Raw genomic sequence first — 18,039 nt, 5'->3', positions numbered from 1 at the left:
TAGTTTTTGAATTAATATATTAAATTAATATTATTTTTTGGGGATATTTGTCTTTTATATGTTTAGTAGCGTTTCTGGTATCAAAAACAATATTTGCATTTTTTGCTACGAATTCATAATCAACTTTTTTATGTCCAGTAGTAATAATAACAGCATCAGATTCATTTAATATTTCTTTTGTTAAATCTATAGTTGTATATAAATGATCTTTATATTTGAATTGTTTAACATAGGGATCATGTATTAATACATTGGCTTTTTTACTTTCCAATTGCTCTAGAACTTTTAAGGAAGGGGATTCTCGCAAATCATCAATGTCATTTTTATAGCTGACACCCAGCATTAAAATTTTTGCACCATTTAAGCATTTTTTATTGTTATTTAAGATATCCATTAATCTTTCAACTACATATTCAGGCATATAATCATTGATTTCACCAGCCAACTCAATGAGTCTAGTATGATAATCGTATTCTCGTGCTTTATAGGTTAAATAAAAAGGATCTATTGGTATACAATGTCCACCGACACCAGGTCCAGGGTAGAACGGCATAAATCCAAAAGGCTTTGTTGCAGCGGCATCTATTACCTGCCAAATATTAATATTCATTTTTTTAGCAAGAATAGCCATTTCGTTGATAAAAGCTATATTTACTATTCTAAAAGAGTTTTCTAGAATTTTTGACATTTCAGCTTCTTTAGGAGAGGAAACTGTAAAAACTTCAGCGTTTAAAACCCTTTCATATAATGATTTTGCATGCATGGTACATTTTTCTGTTACGCCACCAACAACTTTAGGGGTATTTTTTGTTTTATAAACCAAATTACCCGGATCCACTCTTTCGGGACTGAAAGCTAAAAAGAAGTCTTCGCCTACTTTGTAACCATTTTGCTCTAATATTGGTAGCATAACTTCTTCTGTAGTTCCTGGGTAAGTGGTGCTTTCTAAAACTATAAGAGTATCTTTTTTCATTCTTTTAGCAACTTCATTAGTTGAATTAATTACAAAACTTAAATCAGGTTGCTTGTATTTATTGAGTGGAGTAGGGACACATATCATTATTGCGTCACATTCCCTTATTCTATCATAATCAGTTGTTGCACTTAATTTTCCATCTCTTACTATATCTTCTAGTTCGGAAGTGACTACATCACCTATATAATTTATACCTTTATTAACTTTATCAACTTTTTCTTCCTGAATGTCGAATCCTAGTACGGTATATCCTGCTTTAGCTTTTTCTACAGCTAGTGGTAATCCAACATAACCTAGCCCTATTACACCAATTTTTGCGGATTTATTTTGTATTTTTTCTAGTAAAGCCATCGATTTTTACCCCCTTTGTTTATTTTAAAAAGAATTACAAACTGGTATAAAACTCTTTTATTTTATTAACAACGTATTCCTGTTCATATTTGGTTAATTCTGGAAACATAGGTAAAGCTAACGTTGTTCTTGTAGCTTTTTCGGTTATTGGAAAATCACCTTCTTTATGACCAAGATTTTCAAAACATTTTTGAAGGTGTAAACCTAATGGGTAGTAAATTCCCGTTTCAATTCCGTTTTCTTTAAGAAATTTCTTCAGATTGTCACGTTCTTCTTTGTTTTTGACGGAAATTACATATTGATGGTAGACATGAACTCGGTTATTAAAATATTTTGGATAGGCTATATATCTATCCAAACCTTTTTCTTCAAAAAATTTGCTATAATATTGTGCCTTTTTTATTCTTCTTTCAATGTAATAGTCTAAGTTTTTTAATTTTATGCGCAAAATAGCTGCCTGTACTTCATCTAATCGTGAATTGTATCCAACTTCATCATGATAATATTTTTTTGCTGCTCCGTGAACTCTTAGTTTTCTAACTCGATCGGCTAACTTTTCATCGTTTGTAACAACTAAACCACCATCACCATAACCGCCAAGATTTTTTGTAGGAAAAAATGAAAATGTATTTAGATCTCCAACCGTTCCACTACACTTTTTTTTGCCATTTGAATAGTACCAAACAGATCCTATAGATTGAGCACAATCTTCAATAACGGCTATTTTATAATTATTTTTAATTTTTTCTAATCTTTCTAAATCAACAGTCTTGCCAAAAAGATGTACAGGGATTATACCTTTTATCATTTTTTTCATTGGATGTGTTTGTAGAACTTTTTCTACTTGATCTAAGTCTATATTGTAAAAATCTTCTTCTATATCGACAAAAATAGGAGTTGCTTGATTTAAAACTACAGCACTTGCTGTTGCAAAAAAAGTATATGGTGTAGTAATAACGTAATCTCCTTTTGTTATATCAAGTGCCTGAACCGAAAGTCTAAGGGCATCAGAACCATTTGCCACGCTTATAGCATATTTTACTCCAAGATAATTAGCTATCTCTTTTTCAAACATTTTAACATTACTTCCCATAATTACATTTCCAGATGTAAAAACAGCATCTAAATTTTTAAGCACGTCTTTTTTTATTTTTTTGTATTGACGAGTTAAATCAAAAAGAGGAACTTGCATCTTTTCCTCCATTAGTTTTGCTCCCCCTTTCTTAATGAGATATTTCCTTCCTCATCTATTTGAAAAACATATAATTTTTCTAAATTTCTCTCTAAAGCCTTGTTTAAAATTTTTTCATAATGTCTAAAAGAAGCAATTATTAACGCATCATAAGTTATTTCCTTAGCTTTTTCTGGAGGATATATATCTATACCCTTTAACTGATCACCTTGTTTTGAGATAGAATCATCCAGGAAGCCGATAACATTAACATTTTCGCTTTTTAATATTTTTAAAACTATTCCACCAACCACACCAGCACCATATAGCAAGATGTTTTCAAGGTTATCTTTTTTTATTGTATGGAGAACCTTTTTAAAAGATTCTTTTGTATCAAAGTATAATTCTGATACCTCATCAACAAAACTTACAGTAAGGAATTGCAACCTCTTTTTTCCTTGTTCGGTTAGTTGATAGGTCATATTTCTTTTGTTTTCTCCAGATTTTAGTATATATCCCTTTTCCTCAAAATCTTTTAAATATTTATTAACCATAGATGGGACAATGCCAACATTTTTTGATATTTTATCTTGAGAAATATCGTTGTCTTCAGAGATTAGTTTTAATATCATCATTTCCCTGAAATTTGGAGAAGGATTAAAAAAAGTATATTTTTCTATGTTTAACATTAAGATACCACCTTAAAACTTTAATTCACTCACTAAGTGAATGATTTATTTCATTATAACATTTCATATAATCAATGTCAAGTTTTTAATTTATCTCATTTCTTAACTAAAATAAATAACCCCAAAGCGTTCGCTTTAGGGTTAGTGATTTTATTTATAAATTTACACAAAAAGTTTTTTTGCTATTTCTGCAACTCTTTTTCCTTGTACTTTTGCGATCTCCAATTCTAATTCTGTAGGGGAGTTATTTTCTGAATTAACAATTGCTGAAGCACCGTAAGGAGTTCCTCCGTGAACGCTAGAAGTATCACTTAAAGCAGGCAAAGTAAAAGGTAACCCCACAATTATCATTCCATGATGTAACAAGGTTGTATGAAAACTCAATATAGTGGATTCTTGTCCTCCGTGTTGCGTGCTAGTAGTAGTAAAAATACTTCCAATTTTTCCAACTAATTCTCCTCTACTCCATAATCCTCCTGTCGTGTCTAAAAACTGTCTCATTTGAGCAGCCATCATTCCAAACCTTGTTGGCGTTCCAAATATTATAGCATCTGCTTGTGTTAAAGAATCAAGTGTAGCAATAGGAATGTGTTTAAAGGTTTCTTGGGCTTTTTTTGCGCCCGATTTTATTAGGATATCTTCTGGAACAGTTTCTTGAACTCTATAAATATTTACTTCAACGCCTTCAATTTCTCTAGCCCCCTGAGCTTCTGCTTCTGCCATTTTGTATGTATGACCATACATACTGTAAAAAATTATACTTATTCTTGCCATAAAATAACCTCCTTTAATTAAGACAATTTTAGTCTCTTTTTATGATAACATTAATATTTTAAAAATATTTAAAATATATAATAATTTATGAGCATACATAAAAAAGAATTTATAAAATTAACAAGGGCATAATTCTATTCATATTTTCGAATGTGACTCAATAGTATAAAAAATTGTAGTCGGTTAGGAAGCGATATATATAGATTAAAATTTTAACAATTTTTAAGGTTAGTAATTGCAAATGGATAAAGGAGGAATACATATAATGAAAGCACTTTATTTTAAAAGTAATAATTGTCCTGTTTGTAAGGACTTTTTACCTAAGTTTATTCTAATTTGTAATGAATACAATATACCTTATGAGATTATTGATTTATCTGATAATCAGGAAAAAGCTGGTCAATTGACGGTTTTTTCTGTTCCAACTATTATTTTTTTGAATGAAGAAAACTATGAACTAATAAGATTTTCAGGTTATTTTGGAAGCTATGAGATCAAAAACTTTTTAGATAGATATTATTCAACTTACTAAACATTGCCTAAAAAAGTTGAAAATATTGCTAAACTAAAATTTTCTTAATTAGAGTTTATTTAGGCTGAGACATAAACTTTGATGCTGGGGGGTAGTTCACCTTTTTTTATAAGTAGTTCTGCGACAATATCTATTTTTCCACCGTTTATCCATTGATACTCATCTCCACCAGATCCGTGTAGTAAATAAATAACAGGATAGCGTAAATTAGAATTAGCATAACATTTTGGTAGATAAATAGAGTACGCCACTTTTTTTGAAGAATATTAGAAAAAAATATCTATGTTCGACAGTTCCTCTTTCTTCATGCATTGATATTTTCATCATTTCAATAGATAATAAATCTAAAATAGTTGTATTATTTTTCTTCATATTAGTTCCTCCATTATAAAGACACATATTTTAGACGTAATAAGTTTGATTTTTGTTTTATCCATTATAGTAAATCATTAAGGAATTAATGTTATTTATCTACTAAATGAATAACATTCAACGATCTTAATTTATCCTTTTAATCCAGTAAAAGTAATACCTTTGATGAAATATTTTTGTGTGAATAAGAATACTATTATTAAAGGTAAAATGACGATAACAGAGCCGGCCATTTGCATTGCGATATTTTCCGTATATTGACCTCCAAGTACTGAAATTGCTACAGGTAGGGTATACATGCTTTCATCTGTAGCTATAATTAATGGCCATAAAAAGTTATTCCATGATCCTGTAAAAGTAAATATAGTAATAGCTGCCATTGCGGGTTTTGATAAAGGAAGAATTACTTTGAAAAAGATCCATCCTTCATTAGCACCATCCATTTTTGCTGCTTCTATTAATTCGTCCGGAATGCCACTTATGAATTGTCTCATAAAGAATATATTAAATGCATTTGCTAATGCAGGCAATATTAAACCCCAATAAGTGTTTAGTAAATTCAGTTTAGTTAATAATAAGAAAACAGGAATCATAGTAATTTGTCCTGGAACCATGACCGTTCCTAATATGATCAAAAATAAAACATTTTTGTTTTTAAAATTAAACTTGGCAAAACCATAACCTGCCATAGTTGCTAATACAACAGATAAAAAGGTTGTAGAAAGAGAAACAATTATAGAATTTAGGAAAGGTCGTCCAAAATTCATTTGTTGAAATAAATCCTTATAATTTTTGAGTGTTGGATTTTTAGGAATCCATTTAGGTGGGAAGAGAAAAATTTCCCCGGGTCCTTTGAACGATGTGGAAAGCATCCACAAAAAGGGAATTACCGAAATAAGTAGCCAAATTATCAATATTAGGTGTACAACGATTTGCTCTATAGGTGATACTTTTATTTTTCTCATAACAAGCACACTCCAATCTAGGTTAGTTAGATTTAGACTTCAATATTTTTACCAACTTTCATTTGAATAAAAGTTAGTGCAAATATCATTATAAACAATACAAAAGCAATAGAAGAAGCATATCCCAATTTAAAAAATCTAAATCCTTGTCTGTAAAGATATAAGACTATAGATAGGGTCGAATCTAGAGGACCTCCACTAGTTAACATATAAGGTTCTTCAAATAGTTGAAGATAACCTATAATTGTCATAACCGTTACAAAAAAAATTGTTGGTCTTAATGCCGGGATGGTAACATGAAGAAATTGTTGAAACTTTGAAGCTCCATCCAATTCTGCAGCTTCGTATAAATAATCTGGAATATTTTGTAAGCCTGCCGTAAAAAGAATTATGTTATATCCAACTGCTTTCCAAACTACAAGCATTATTACAGATGGCATAGCCCATGCAGGATCTCCAAGCCAGTTTGGACCTTGAATTCCAAATAAACCCAAAAACCAGTTGATTAATCCATAATCTGGGTTCAGCATCCAGGCCCACACTATGGCAATTGCAACAGTGTTTGTGATAGAAGGAAGATAAAAACTAACTTTGAAAAAATTTTTAAAATATGTAGTTTCTCTGTTTAGTAATGCAGCAAAACTTAAAGCTAAAATTATTGTTAATGGCATTGCTACTACTAAGGCGTATAAAGTATTAAGCAACGCTTTCCAAAAAAGTGGATCTTTCATTAAATTATTATAATTTTCAAAACCTATAAAACTAGCGTTGCTCCAATCATATATTGCAAACACATTAAAATCAGTAAAGCTGAGAGTTAGTGATACTAATATTGGTATTAACATAAAAATCAGTAGTAAAATTATTGAAGGACCTATAAAAGCAATAATTGCCTTTAATGGAGTTTTCAATTTTATCTCTCCTTGCTTGTTTAGATTTCTAAATGCCCTCTCTCCTTATTGGAGAGAGGGTCTTATAATACAAAATTATTATTTAAGAATCTTTTCAATATCATTTTTTAGATCTTTTGCTGCTTCTACTGGGGATTTTTTACCATATATAGCCTCTTCAACTCGTCTATCTATTGACACAGAAATCTCTTGGAATTCTGGTTTATTAATAGGAGCTTTTGCATCAAATAATTGTTCGCCAAATAACGCAATCATTGGATCAGCTTGTAATATTTGACTATTCCATGCTTCTATAGATGCTGGAAGAGAATTTACTAATTGATACCACTTAACTTGTATATCTGGTCTTGAAAGGAATTCAATGAATTTCCAAGCTCCTTCCTTATTTTTTGAATCTTTAAATATAACTAGGTTACTTCCTCCCATAAATGAAGTTCTTGTTTTCTTTTGGGGCATTAAAGCAACATTCCACTTACCTTCGATTTGAGGAATTTGTTCTCTGATCATACTTACCATCCATGGTCCTGAAAAAAACATAGGTGTATCTCCTGATGCAAAATCTTGGAATAAATTTCCTCCTCCTCCAATAGGTGCAAGTTTTTCTGTAAAAAATCTTGTATAATATTCAAATGCTTCAACGAATTCTGGCTGATCTACAATAACTCTTCCTTTATCGTCCAAGATATCTCCACCATTTTGCCAAACGAAGGGTAATAAAATTTGGTAATTGTCCTGAGGCTGATATAAAGTAATACCGTATTTTCCTTTTTCAGTCAATTTTTTTGCAGCGTTATACAATTCATCCCAATTATAAGGAGCATGCTCATAACCTACTTCTGATAGTAGATCAGTTCTATAATATAAAATTCTTGTATCTACATACCAAGGAATACCTAGTAGCTTTCCATCTACTATTCCAGTTTCCCAAGAACCTTTAAAGAAAGTATCTTCTTGTATAATTTCTGAGTTTTTAACAAAAGGTTCAAGGTTTTCAAAAGCTCCCATACTTCCGAAAGGAGCCATCCATGTAGTTCCCATCTGGGCTACATCTGGGACTTGTCTTCCTGCAATTCCAGTTAAAATTTTATCAAAAGCGTTTGCCCAAGGAATAGCTTGTATATTAACTTCATACTCAGGATATTCTTGTATAAATATTTGAGCCAACTTATCTAGACTTTTAGCTTCTTCACCCATAGCCCATACAGTTATCTTTTTTGCTCCAAAACTGAATGAAATTATTAACAATAAAATACTGAGAATCATAACACTTTTTTTCATAGCGTTGCACCTCCTATATTAATATAGTTTTATTTTTTACTTTTACTCCTTTAATTCAATTGTTCCCCAATTTTGTGGATTAGCCCAGATATCGGGTAAAGGATTCCAAGATATAATATTCTCTCTAACGTATTCTCCAAGAGAAGCATCTTTTTTATTTGAGTTATGGATTGTATAGCTAAAACCTAATTTAAGGTTTGGTTGAGGATTTGTTATTCCTAAATATTCAAAAGGGATTTTTAATTCAATTATGTAACCATAATCAGTTCTGTTAGATGCAACTTCAACTTTTGAAGCAGATTTGGATATGGGTCCAGGATTAGCATCTTCGTGTCTTACAGCTTGTACATTTCCTTCTGTATCAAAAGGGAGAATTGCTATTTTAAATAATCCAGCATTAGAACCTGCGATACTTGGATTTATATAGAATTCAACAGAATCTGTTCTGTAGTATCCTCCAACGTCATCTGGAGTAATATTGATTACAACGTATTCATCATATACATCTGCTGAAATATATAGGTTTTCATCATCCCAAGCAACTGAAAAATAACTATGCAATATTTGAGCTTTTTTATCAATGGGTTTTATACCACCTGCAGGTACATTCATATCTTCTGTTACTGAATATCTTGGAATGTTTTCCCATTCAGTTAATTTACCATCAATCATTACATGAGAAATTTTAGGAGCTTCTGCAAGCTTTTCTTCCGAGCTGGTAAGAAGTCTCTTGTACTCTTCAACGTACCAAGGTGTTACTGCATAATCTGATTCTTTATTAACAAAACCTATTTCATCTAAAGCTCTTTGAATATTTTCATTGTTCATAAACAAATTCCATATCAATCCTGATCTATAGTTTTCAATCATTAAGATAATATCTCCTTGATCTATTCCTATATATTGATCTGAGAACCAAATTTCGTCAACATTGAACGCACTATAGAATCCATATTCTCCCCATACCAAAGGCCCGTATTTACTTAACATACCTCTGATAGCGTTCATTGAAAGATCATAAGTGAATGGTATCGAAGATATCGATGCATATGGAGCGACAGTTCCATCATGATTACCATCAACCGCACCATAAGCCTTGTATCCATTTGGGCCGTCGCTTGCAGAAAGGCCCCAAATATCCATGTCATATGTTTCGTATTTGAATCTATTTTGCACCGCAAACAACCAATTATATCTGGTAGCAGCTTCTGCATTGTTGAAATAATTTGCGTATTTATCTTCTTTATCTCGAAAGTCTATCCAAATATTTGGATATTGATACACAAATAGAGTTTCTTGTGGCAAATATATGTATGTATCATTTTTAACAGGTCTAAATATTTTGTCCCAAGAATCAGGTGATATAGGATATGTTGGAGAACCAATTGCTAATACATAAGCTAATAATCCTTCGTTAAATGAATCCCATCTTGCTCCTAAAAAGCCTGCTTCAGGTTTGAATCCCATCGATAAAGTGTCTTCTCCGTTTAACATCCACTGCCAATTTACATTTTCGTATAATTTGTTTGCAAGTATTTCAACTTCCGTATCCTTGAAATAAGCGCCTGATGTTAGTGCTCCAGCAATAAGTATGGCAGTATCTATTGAAGAGATTTCACTATTGCCGGCTCTTTTCCCGTCATTCATGTCTACAAAATGATAAAAGAAACCATTTAATCCCTCTACCTTTCCTTCAACAAAAGTTTTTAACGTTGTTAATACCCTTTCATATCCTTGTTCATAGGAAATCCAGTGTCTTTCTATTCCGATTGGAATAGCGCACAGTCCCATTCCTACAGCTGCTATACTAGCTGGAGAATTGTTTGTGCTTCTGTCTTTTATTAAACCGTTTTGAGGGTTCGCTTCATTCCAAAAATATAAAAAAGCTCTTTTTTGAATTTCTTCGAGCAAAGCTTCATCATCTAATTCTAAAAGGGTTTGTACTTCTTCTTTGATGTTTGATGGAGCCATAGCTAATAGTTCTTCGAACGTAGGCTTGCTTGATTTTTCAACAAATATTCCGTCTACATAGAATGGTTCATATAGAGGAGTTTTTACGTTGTTTTCATTGAAACCAGCAAATGCGAGATAAATCATGTATTTATTTCCTTCTACCAAATTGCTCATGTTACCTGCAATTTCAAACTTTACTTTGTTCCATCCAGGACTTACTTGAGTATCGGAAAATACTCCTCCAACCCATTCCCATCCAGAAGTAACATCTGCCATACCTAAGAAATACATAGTAGGTTTAATTTTATTTTCTTTTGGAATATAAACGTTCATCGTTACTTCGTTTCTGCCCATCCAAAGAGGTACTTTCTCACCAGATAGTTCAATAGCGATTTTTGCTTCGATTGCTTCACCATCAGGAATTACTTTCATTGCGTATAAACCTTCAGCGGCTAAATCTTTTACTAATTCAAATTTTGCCCCTGTATTATCATTACCAAAAGTTCCTATCTCTTCTTCACTATCCATAGACCAAATATATATTCTTTCGATTTCAGGCTCTTCTGAGTTTAAAGCTATTAAATTGTCTACGTAAAAAGGATCTTTCAAAGGAATGTTCGTAACTCCTTGAGTATGCATAAAAGAGAAATAAAGCATGTATTTTCCATCTAGTATTACATCCTTCATCTTATCATTAAGTTTGTATTCTACAATATTCCATCCATCTTTTGGTTCTGTTTCAGAAAATATTCCATCTACCCATTTCCAACCTTCTGTAACATCTGCCATGCCTAAAAAGAATTTATTAGGCTTCAAAGATGTGACAGGTTTGGTATAAACTGCTAACCTTAAAGTGTCGTTCCCTAACCAATTGTTCAATCTTTCTCCAGATAATTCAAAAGCCATCTTTGTTTCGGCTGATTCTCCAGAGGGCACTATGATTGCTGAGTATTTACCCTCATATACAAATCTTTCGCTTAATTCAAAGGTCGATCCTGAGTTATCATTGTTTAAATCATGAGTATATTCAAAACTGTGAATAAGGGATTGTGAAAAAATAGATAAACTAAAAAGTAGTACTACAGCCATCAGTAAATACGTTACTTTTTTCATTCTTTCTTACCTCCTCGCATAATATGTACTTACCCACCTTAGAAATTCTAAAATCCTTATTATATATGTTTTAGAATTGATTTTTTTACAAAATACCTCACTATTTCGAATCCTTACTAATTCTTAATTTCTTTAACTTTTTCAATTCTTGTTCTAAGGAATAGGGAAGGCTCCGCACTCGACACACTTTAAATTCAAAACGTTTTTTCGAAAAACTTCGTTTCTAAAACCCAAAAATTAGTAATAGACTGTTACATTTAAAATTTCTTCTTTGTAATCTTTTGGATTCAAAAGATTACCTTCTAACTTTTTCCCATTTACAAGTATCTTTTTTTCACTACTTTTTTTGTAGGTAATGTTTAAAAGTTTTCCCCTAAAATATCTTTTGACATTAGCTTCTTTCCATCCTTCTGGCAAAAGCGGATCTATTATTAATCCGTTCCAATCTGGTTTTAAACCTAAAATTCCCTCAACTCCTACAATAAAATACCATGCTGCAGAACCAGTATACCAAGTCCATCCACCTCTTCCAAAGTATGGAGAGTCGGGTCCATCGACATTTCCTGGAGTTACATAAGGCTCAGCAAGATATTTTTCAGGTTCCATACCTCTATAAATAGGCATGAAGCTTTTATATATATTGTAGGTATCAGGATCTTTCATTTTTGCTGCTGCTAAAACTGCCCATGTCCCAGCATGTGTATATAATCCTCCATTTTCTCTTACACCTGGGGCATATCTTGTTAAGTATCCTATTTTGGGATCTGGGGTTTTGTATGCAGGTTGGAAAAGAAGTGGACCATAATCTTTAAACAAGTATTTTTTGATAGATTGATATGCAATTTTTTTTCGCTCTTGATTTGCAGTATCGTTTATGATCGCCCAAGTCTGTGCATTTAAATATAATTTACCTTCCTCACAATTTTTACTTCCTAAAGGCTCACCGTTATCTTTATAGGCTCTTGTATACCATTCTCCATCCCAAGTGTATTTGTTAATGTTTTCCTTTAGTGTTGTCGCCTCTTTCAAAAATCTTGTCTTATTTTTTATATCTCCTACCTTTTGACATACGTAAGAAAACTCTTGAAGTATTCCATAAAGAAAGTGTCCAAGCCAAACACTTTCTCCTTTGCCTTCTGTTCCTACGGCATTCATTCCATCATTCCAGTCACCATCACCTATCAAAGGTAAACCACGACTACTTAATCTTTCTAAGTTATAGTTTATGGCTTTAATACAGTGTTCATATATAGTTCCTTCTCCGCCATCTAGAAAGCTAACTTTTTCTTTGAGAAATTCGAAATCATTCGTTTCTTTTAAATATTTGACGGTTACAAAAGTGAGCCATAATCTATTGTCAGATATATTATTTTTAAGACCTATTTCAGAAATAGGATGCCACCAATGAAGAACACTTCCATCACTATATTGGTGAGCTGCATGGAGTTTTATTTGATTTTTAGTTTTTTCAGGATCTATATATAGAAATATTTGACTATCTTGTAACTGATCTCTAAAACCATAAGCACCACCAGTTTGATAATAAGCTGTTCTGCCCCATAATCTACCAGAAATAGCTTGATACTTTAGCCACCTATTAATTAAAAAATCAAGTCCTTTATCTGGAGTTTCAACCGTAAATTTTGAGAACATTTCCTCCCACATTTTTTTAACTTTTTCTAATTCAGTTTTTACATTTTGTTCATCTTGATATTTTTTGATAAGAGAAGTCAAATTTTCCTTTTCACCTGTTTTTTTAACCGCTCCTAATAAAAATATCAAGGTTTTTTCTTCCCCAAGTTCCAGAGAAATATCGTTTTTTAAGCTAGCTATAGAATCTTCCCATTTTCCAAAAGTGTTCGTTAATTTACTGTCTAAAAGAGCTTGAGGATTAGATAGTGAATTATATCTACCTAAAAATTTATCTTTCGATCCTTCTGCACCACTTACCTTCTCATTAACAGCATGAAAAGCTGTATATTCCCAGCTTCTGTTCCAGTTTTGACCTTTTTCATTGGGTATTTCCCACATTCTCTTTTCAGCTATTATGCAGTTCAAATTATTTAATAACGAAGTTTCGATGAATGTTTTATGAAATTCTCGATGCCAATCAGGAGCTGCACCTAAATTCCACTCTAAGTAAGTAAAAGTAGACAATTTTCTCGATTTATTAGAGACGTTTTTGATATTTAAATGCCATATCTCTATTGGATCATCCTTTGCAACAAACATTGTAAGTTTTGTTTCAATATCAAAGTATCTGGTTTCAAATATTGAGTAACCTTGTCCATGTCTTATTTTGAAATCTTGTGGTTTTTTACACACAGGCTTCCAACTTGGAGACCAGAATTCTCCACTTTCTTCATCTTTAATATAGATGTATTTTCCCCAGTCATCTTTTATTAAATCTTGTTCCCAACGAGTAATTCTATTTAGGCTTGCGTGAGTTCTCCAACTGTAACCTGATCCTGCTTGAGAAATAACAAAACCATAATCACCGTTTGAAATTACATTAATCCATGGTTTTGGAGTTATAGGTGTTTTGATAACGTACTCTCTCCCATCAGGAGTGAAAAAACCGTACTCTGTTTCAAACATTTTTAGAACCTCCTACTTATAATTGAATGGTACTTAATCGGTTAAGTTTTAAACCAAAAAATAACTTTTTTAATTTAAAGCCTTACAAGAATTTCTCTTAATTAATTTAGTCTTTAACATAAATTTCTTTTGTTCAATCTTTTCTTCATTTATTAAACGTATTAAAATTTCTGTGGCTTTTTTTCCTATTTCGTATATTGGTTGCATCACAGTTGTCAAAGGAGGATCAATTATTGAACTCGCTTCTATATTATCAAATCCTATAATAGAAATATTATCAGGAACTTTTAATCCCTTTTCTTTTATAGCCCTTACAGCACCAATTGCCATTTGATCGTTTGATGCAAATATAGCTGTAAATTCTTCTCCTTTTTCTAACAATTTTTTAGTTGCTTTATAGCCGCCTTCTCTAGTGAAATCTCCTTTTTCAACCAGTAAAGGATTGAATTCAATCGAATTTACTGTTAAAGCTTTTAAAAAACCTATGAAGCGAGCTCTTGAATCCCACGCTGCTTCGTGACCTTCCAAAAATGCAATTTTTTGGTGTCCCAATGAAATGAGGTATTCAGCAGCTTCGAATGCTCCAGCTTCATTATCCACAACAACTGAATATATTTCCTCGTCCTTAGTTGGATAATCGATGAATACAAATGGAATTCCTTCATTTTTTAAAAAATCTATGAAATTATCTTTAATATAGTAAGCCATTATAATTAAACCATCAACCATGCTACTGTTTATCAACTTTATAACGCGTTGTTCTTTTTCTTCTTCTCCGTGAGTTGTATATAAGTTTAATAAATAGTTATATTTATTAGATGTTTTTTCAACACCTCTAATAATATTAGCGTAAAACATATCAGAGACATCAGGAATAACCAGACCAATAAAATGCGTTTTTTCACCTGCTAAGCCTCTTGCAGCAGAGTTGGGAACATAATTGCAATCTTCTATTATTTTTTTAATCTTGCATCGAAGCTCTTGGCTAACTCCTGGTTTGTCATTAATTACGTATGAAACAGTGGCTTTAGATACTCCGGCTAATTTTGCAATATCATCTATAGTTAATTTTGAATTCTTTATTTTTTTTGCAGACACCTATAATCCTCCAGATAAATTATTTTTCTTAACCGCTTCACTAGTATTATAATCATAATTAGACAGAAAATAAAATCGGATTACAGCCGATAAGATAAGAATAAATGGAAATAAAAGCAATTATTAGCGAATATCTTTGAAGATCTAACAAATATAACTTAAAGAATAATTGTGATAAAATTATATTGTTTTCCAGCTAATGTTAATTAAAAGGAGAGTACATATATAATGATATTTAAAAATGAAATAGTGGAAAAATTAAGTAAATCATTAGTTGAGAAGAATTGTATAATTAACGAAGAGGTAAAATACTTCGTGGATGAATATAAAGGCCCTTTTTGTGAAGTATTGAAGGAAAATTATAAAATTGCTCAGGTAGAAGGAATTCCACTTTGTCAAGACACCGGTGTAATAGAGTTTTTTGTTTTTATTGGTTATGGAGTTAGACTAGAAGAGCCTATAACCGATACTTTAAATGAAATTGTAGAAAATGTATATTCTCAGAATCCGTTTAGATATTCTGTTGTAAAAGATCCACTTTTTGAAAGAAAAAATACACAAAACAACACCCCACCTATTATTCATATATTTCAGACCAAGGGTAATAATTTAGAGATAAGGTTTTTGATTAAAGGGGGAGGCAGCGAAAATCTTTCAAGATTGTACATGATGAGACCTTCTTCAAATATAGAAGATTTTAAGAGACTTATAATAGAACACATTAAGGAAAATGGTGCCAAAGGTTGCCCGCCTTTGCATGTTGGTATTGGAGTTGGTGGGACATCAGATGAAGCTATGATTCTGTCAAAATTAGCATTAACAAAAAACTTTAAAGAAAGAAATATTGAATCTCGATATGCAAGCTTAGAAATAGAATTGATAAAAAGATTGAATGAATTAAAGATTGGATTTCAAGGATTAGGGAAAGGAGTTTCAGTTTTTTCAGTTCATATTGAGGCTTTTCCTACTCATATTGCAACTCTACCTGTTGGTATTTCAACTGATTGTTATCTTTGTAGAAAAGGTGTGATTGACATTGAAGATCGATGAGATGGCGAAATTAAAGGTGGGTGAAACTTTAAAATATAATGGAGAATTAATAGTAATGCGTGATGCAGCGCAAAGAAGACTGAGAGAACTAATTGCTAGTAGTAAAGAAATTCCTGTGTATTTAGGTGGGAAGATAATCTTCTATGCAGGACCAGCAAAGCCTCCAAAAAACCTTAAGATAGGAGCAATCGGTCCCACAACAAGTGAGAGAATGGACGAATTTCTTGAAATGTTGTATTATCTTGGAGTTATAGCAACTATAGGGAAAGGAAAAAGATCAAATCTTGCAGTTGAACTGTGTAAAAAATATCAAAGAGTATACTTCATTTCCCCAAGTGGAGCAGCAGCTTATCTTTCAAAATGTGTAGTAGATGCAGAAATAGTAGCCTTTAATGAATTAGGTCCAGAAGCTATTTACAGAATAGAAGTCAAAGATTTTCCTATGATGGTTGCAATAGATAGCTTAGGGAATCAAATTTTTTAATTATATATAATTTTTCTCTAATATAAATAATAAAAAGCTTCGGTTATTACTCTAAATTTCCGAAGCTTTTTTATCTCTAATTTATTGAATTATTAAAAAAGTTTCTATTTTCCTTGATTTTTGGCTTCAGCAACAAGTGGTTTTCTACCTTTTGATTTACGTTTGAAGGTTTCTAAAATTACTTGAGATTCTTCAAATGGAACAGAAACAAAGGAAAACTTTTCAAGCACTTGTATATTTCTTATATTTTTTTTGCTGATACCCGTTTCTTTTTCAATAAATTCAGCCAATTTTTTGGGAGATATATTATCGCTGTTTCCTAATGCTACAAACAATCTAGTGTTTTTAAAAGTGGTATTTCTTTCCACTTTTCTTATTTCTTCGTATTTTTTTGTATTTAAAGTATCTTTTAGAAAATACTTTAATATACTAGAAATAATTGTTTCAGGGTCTTCTTCAGATTCTTCTAAAATTCTTTGTGCCAATAATTTATAAATCTTTTCGACATTTTCAGAAGAAGAAGCAACTATATCGCCTTTAATTCTATCAATTTTAGAATTGATAATATCTGAAATATTAGGAATTTTGGCTTCTTTAATGTCTGAGCCTACAGAATTTTTGATAAATAAAAATTTTCTAAATTCTCTTGGTGTAACAAAAGTTATTGCAGTACCCTCATTACCTGCCCTTGCTGTTCTTCCAATGCGATGAATATAGTTTTCTGGATTTTGTGGAAGTGAATAGTTTATTACGTATTTAAGATTGTCTATATCAATTCCTCGTGCTGCAACATCAGTAGCAATTAATATCTTCGTTTTTTTGTCCTTAAATTTGTTTAATATTCTTTCTCTTTGATATTGTGATACATCACCATTTAAAACCTCAGCTTCATATCCGTTTTCAATTAATCTGTTAGCAACTTCTTCAGATTGAACTTTCGTATTGGTGAAAACAAGAGCATAAAAATCATCATCTAAATCTATGAGTCTAATTAGAAGATTGATTTTATCAATTTCTTGAATTTTAAAATAAATTTGTCTTGCTTTCTTTACAGTCAAATCTTCCTTGCTATCTTTGATTGTAGAAATTATCTCAAACTTTCCCATATATTTTTTTGCCAATGAGATAATTCTTGCTGGAATAGTCGCTGAAAACATTAGTACTTTTTTCTTTTCGTTGGTTTTTGAAATAATAAACTCAACATCTTCTATAAAACCCATATCTAGCATCTCGTCCGCTTCATCAATAATTAAATATTCAATATTGCTAATGTCTAAGGTTCCACGATTGAGATGGTCAATAATACGTCCTGGGGTACCCACCACAATATCAACGTGTTTCTTTAAAGCTCTAATTTGTTCACTAATTGAAACTCCCCCATATATTGAAATAACTTTAAGTTTTTTATTTCCCTTTAGAGAATCTAGCTCTTCGCATACTTGCACCGCTAATTCTCTCGTAGGCGTTAGTACAAGTGCCTGAACATAACCTGCCTTCTCTTTAAGTTTTTCAATCATAGGAATACCAAATGCTGCTGTTTTGCCTGTTCCTGTTTGAGCCTGTCCGATTACATTACTTTCCCCCGATAAGAGGAATGGGATCACCATTTCTTGAATGGCAGTTGGTTCATTGTAACCTTTATTCGAAATCGCGTGTAATGTCGATTCGGAAAGACCCATATTTTGAAATTTTTCCATGTAACATAACTCCTTTTAGTTCATAAA

Annotated in this window: 16 protein-coding genes; 3 read left to right on the top strand and 13 right to left on the bottom strand. The window is 31.7% G+C overall.

Annotated elements, in window-relative coordinates; genetic code table 11:
• Positions 1-19 precede the first annotated feature (19 nt).
• From DTL3_RS01710 to wrbA, 4 genes are all read right to left on the bottom strand, one after another.
• The gene (locus DTL3_RS01710; protein WP_045087257.1) at positions 20-1,327 is read right to left on the bottom strand and encodes a nucleotide sugar dehydrogenase; all 1,308 of its coding nucleotides are present in this window, start codon (positions 1,325-1,327) and stop codon (positions 20-22) included.
• Positions 1,328-1,361: 34 nt separating this feature from the next.
• On the bottom strand, positions 1,362-2,531 hold the full coding sequence (locus DTL3_RS01705; RefSeq protein ID WP_084217086.1) for a DegT/DnrJ/EryC1/StrS family aminotransferase: 1,170 nt from the start codon (positions 2,529-2,531) through the stop codon (positions 1,362-1,364).
• Complete coding sequence (locus DTL3_RS01700; protein WP_045087256.1) at positions 2,531-3,187, bottom strand: winged helix-turn-helix transcriptional regulator; 657 nt, start codon at positions 3,185-3,187, stop codon at positions 2,531-2,533. The genes DTL3_RS01705 and DTL3_RS01700 overlap by 1 nt, the downstream gene beginning before the upstream one ends.
• Before the next feature lie 162 nt (positions 3,188-3,349).
• A complete protein-coding gene (gene wrbA, locus DTL3_RS01695; protein WP_045087255.1) occupies positions 3,350-3,961 on the bottom strand; it encodes an NAD(P)H:quinone oxidoreductase in 612 nt (203 codons plus the stop codon).
• 265 nt (positions 3,962-4,226) lie between these two features.
• Between wrbA and DTL3_RS01690 the strand changes: the two genes are divergently transcribed.
• Positions 4,227-4,493, top strand: coding sequence for a thioredoxin family protein (locus DTL3_RS01690; RefSeq protein ID WP_045087254.1), 267 nt, complete (start codon positions 4,227-4,229; stop codon positions 4,491-4,493).
• Between the two features lie 59 nt (positions 4,494-4,552).
• On the opposite strand, the gene DTL3_RS09505 is transcribed toward DTL3_RS01690, so the two are convergent.
• The 8 genes from DTL3_RS09505 to DTL3_RS01660 all read right to left on the bottom strand — a co-directional run bounded on the left by DTL3_RS09505 (position 4,553) and on the right by DTL3_RS01660 (position 14,781).
• Positions 4,553-4,744 (bottom strand): alpha/beta hydrolase-fold protein, encoded by a 192-nt coding sequence (locus DTL3_RS09505; RefSeq protein WP_144403457.1) that lies wholly within the window; start codon positions 4,742-4,744, stop codon positions 4,553-4,555.
• Positions 4,707-4,865 carry a hypothetical protein gene (locus tag DTL3_RS09580; RefSeq protein ID WP_171820572.1) on the bottom strand — a complete coding sequence of 53 codons (159 nt, stop codon included), beginning with the start codon at positions 4,863-4,865 and terminating at the stop codon, positions 4,707-4,709. The genes DTL3_RS09505 and DTL3_RS09580 overlap by 38 nt, the downstream gene beginning before the upstream one ends.
• Before the next feature lie 131 nt (positions 4,866-4,996).
• Complete coding sequence (locus DTL3_RS01685) at positions 4,997-5,830, bottom strand: carbohydrate ABC transporter permease (protein ID WP_045087253.1); 834 nt, start codon at positions 5,828-5,830, stop codon at positions 4,997-4,999.
• A gap of 32 nt (positions 5,831-5,862) precedes the next feature.
• Entirely contained in the window at positions 5,863-6,741 is an 879-nt protein-coding gene (locus DTL3_RS01680) for a carbohydrate ABC transporter permease (RefSeq protein ID WP_052670248.1), read from the bottom strand.
• 78 nt (positions 6,742-6,819) lie between these two features.
• Positions 6,820-8,019, bottom strand: a complete 1,200-nt coding sequence (locus DTL3_RS01675) for a sugar ABC transporter substrate-binding protein (protein WP_052670246.1) — start codon at positions 8,017-8,019, stop codon at positions 6,820-6,822.
• A 42-nt stretch (positions 8,020-8,061) separates the two neighbouring features.
• A complete protein-coding gene (locus DTL3_RS01670; RefSeq protein WP_052670244.1) occupies positions 8,062-11,085 on the bottom strand; it encodes a glucoamylase family protein in 3,024 nt (1,007 codons plus the stop codon).
• A 237-nt stretch (positions 11,086-11,322) separates the two neighbouring features.
• Positions 11,323-13,683 carry a glycoside hydrolase family 94 protein gene (locus DTL3_RS01665; RefSeq protein ID WP_045087251.1) on the bottom strand — a complete coding sequence of 787 codons (2,361 nt, stop codon included), beginning with the start codon at positions 13,681-13,683 and terminating at the stop codon, positions 11,323-11,325.
• A 69-nt stretch (positions 13,684-13,752) separates the two neighbouring features.
• A complete protein-coding gene (locus DTL3_RS01660) occupies positions 13,753-14,781 on the bottom strand; it encodes a LacI family DNA-binding transcriptional regulator (protein ID WP_062198228.1) in 1,029 nt (342 codons plus the stop codon).
• A gap of 228 nt (positions 14,782-15,009) precedes the next feature.
• Here DTL3_RS01660 and DTL3_RS01655 point away from each other — a divergent pair, with 228 nt between their 5' ends.
• Positions 15,010-15,831 carry a fumarate hydratase gene (locus tag DTL3_RS01655; protein WP_045087250.1) on the top strand — a complete coding sequence of 274 codons (822 nt, stop codon included), beginning with the start codon at positions 15,010-15,012 and terminating at the stop codon, positions 15,829-15,831.
• A gap of 1 nt (position 15,832) precedes the next feature.
• Positions 15,833-16,315, top strand: coding sequence for a FumA C-terminus/TtdB family hydratase beta subunit (locus DTL3_RS01650; RefSeq protein ID WP_407919244.1), 483 nt, complete (start codon positions 15,833-15,835; stop codon positions 16,313-16,315).
• 104 nt (positions 16,316-16,419) lie between these two features.
• On the opposite strand, the gene DTL3_RS01645 is transcribed toward DTL3_RS01650, so the two are convergent.
• Positions 16,420-18,012, bottom strand: a complete 1,593-nt coding sequence (locus DTL3_RS01645; RefSeq protein WP_045087248.1) for a DEAD/DEAH box helicase — start codon at positions 18,010-18,012, stop codon at positions 16,420-16,422.
• Positions 18,013-18,039 lie beyond the last annotated feature (27 nt).

Source organism: Defluviitoga tunisiensis (genome assembly GCF_000953715.1).
GTDB lineage: Bacteria > Thermotogota > Thermotogae > Petrotogales > Petrotogaceae > Defluviitoga > Defluviitoga tunisiensis.
This window is presented reverse-complemented; position numbering and strand designations above follow the sequence as displayed.

What these genes read in the sequence shown, in the direction of transcription:
- DTL3_RS01710 (WP_045087257.1), bottom strand. Translation starts at nt 1,327, where the DNA reads ATGGCTTTACTAGAAAAAATACAAAATAAATCCGCAAAAATTGGTGTA.
- DTL3_RS01705 (WP_084217086.1), bottom strand. Translation starts at nt 2,531, where the DNA reads ATGGAGGAAAAGATGCAAGTTCCTCTTTTTGATTTAACTCGTCAATAC.
- DTL3_RS01700 (WP_045087256.1), bottom strand. Translation starts at nt 3,187, where the DNA reads ATGTTAAACATAGAAAAATATACTTTTTTTAATCCTTCTCCAAATTTC.
- wrbA (WP_045087255.1), bottom strand. Translation starts at nt 3,961, where the DNA reads ATGGCAAGAATAAGTATAATTTTTTACAGTATGTATGGTCATACATAC.
- DTL3_RS01690 (WP_045087254.1), top strand. Translation starts at nt 4,227, where the DNA reads ATGAAAGCACTTTATTTTAAAAGTAATAATTGTCCTGTTTGTAAGGAC.
- DTL3_RS09580 (WP_171820572.1), bottom strand. Translation starts at nt 4,865, where the DNA reads ATGAAGAAAAATAATACAACTATTTTAGATTTATTATCTATTGAAATG.
- DTL3_RS01685 (WP_045087253.1), bottom strand. Translation starts at nt 5,830, where the DNA reads ATGAGAAAAATAAAAGTATCACCTATAGAGCAAATCGTTGTACACCTA.
- DTL3_RS01675 (WP_052670246.1), bottom strand. Translation starts at nt 8,019, where the DNA reads ATGAAAAAAAGTGTTATGATTCTCAGTATTTTATTGTTAATAATTTCA.
- DTL3_RS01670 (WP_052670244.1), bottom strand. Translation starts at nt 11,085, where the DNA reads ATGAAAAAAGTAACGTATTTACTGATGGCTGTAGTACTACTTTTTAGT.
- DTL3_RS01665 (WP_045087251.1), bottom strand. Translation starts at nt 13,683, where the DNA reads ATGTTTGAAACAGAGTACGGTTTTTTCACTCCTGATGGGAGAGAGTAC.
- DTL3_RS01655 (WP_045087250.1), top strand. Translation starts at nt 15,010, where the DNA reads ATGATATTTAAAAATGAAATAGTGGAAAAATTAAGTAAATCATTAGTT.
- DTL3_RS01650 (WP_407919244.1), top strand. Translation starts at nt 15,833, where the DNA reads ATGGCGAAATTAAAGGTGGGTGAAACTTTAAAATATAATGGAGAATTA.
- DTL3_RS01645 (WP_045087248.1), bottom strand. Translation starts at nt 18,012, where the DNA reads ATGGAAAAATTTCAAAATATGGGTCTTTCCGAATCGACATTACACGCG.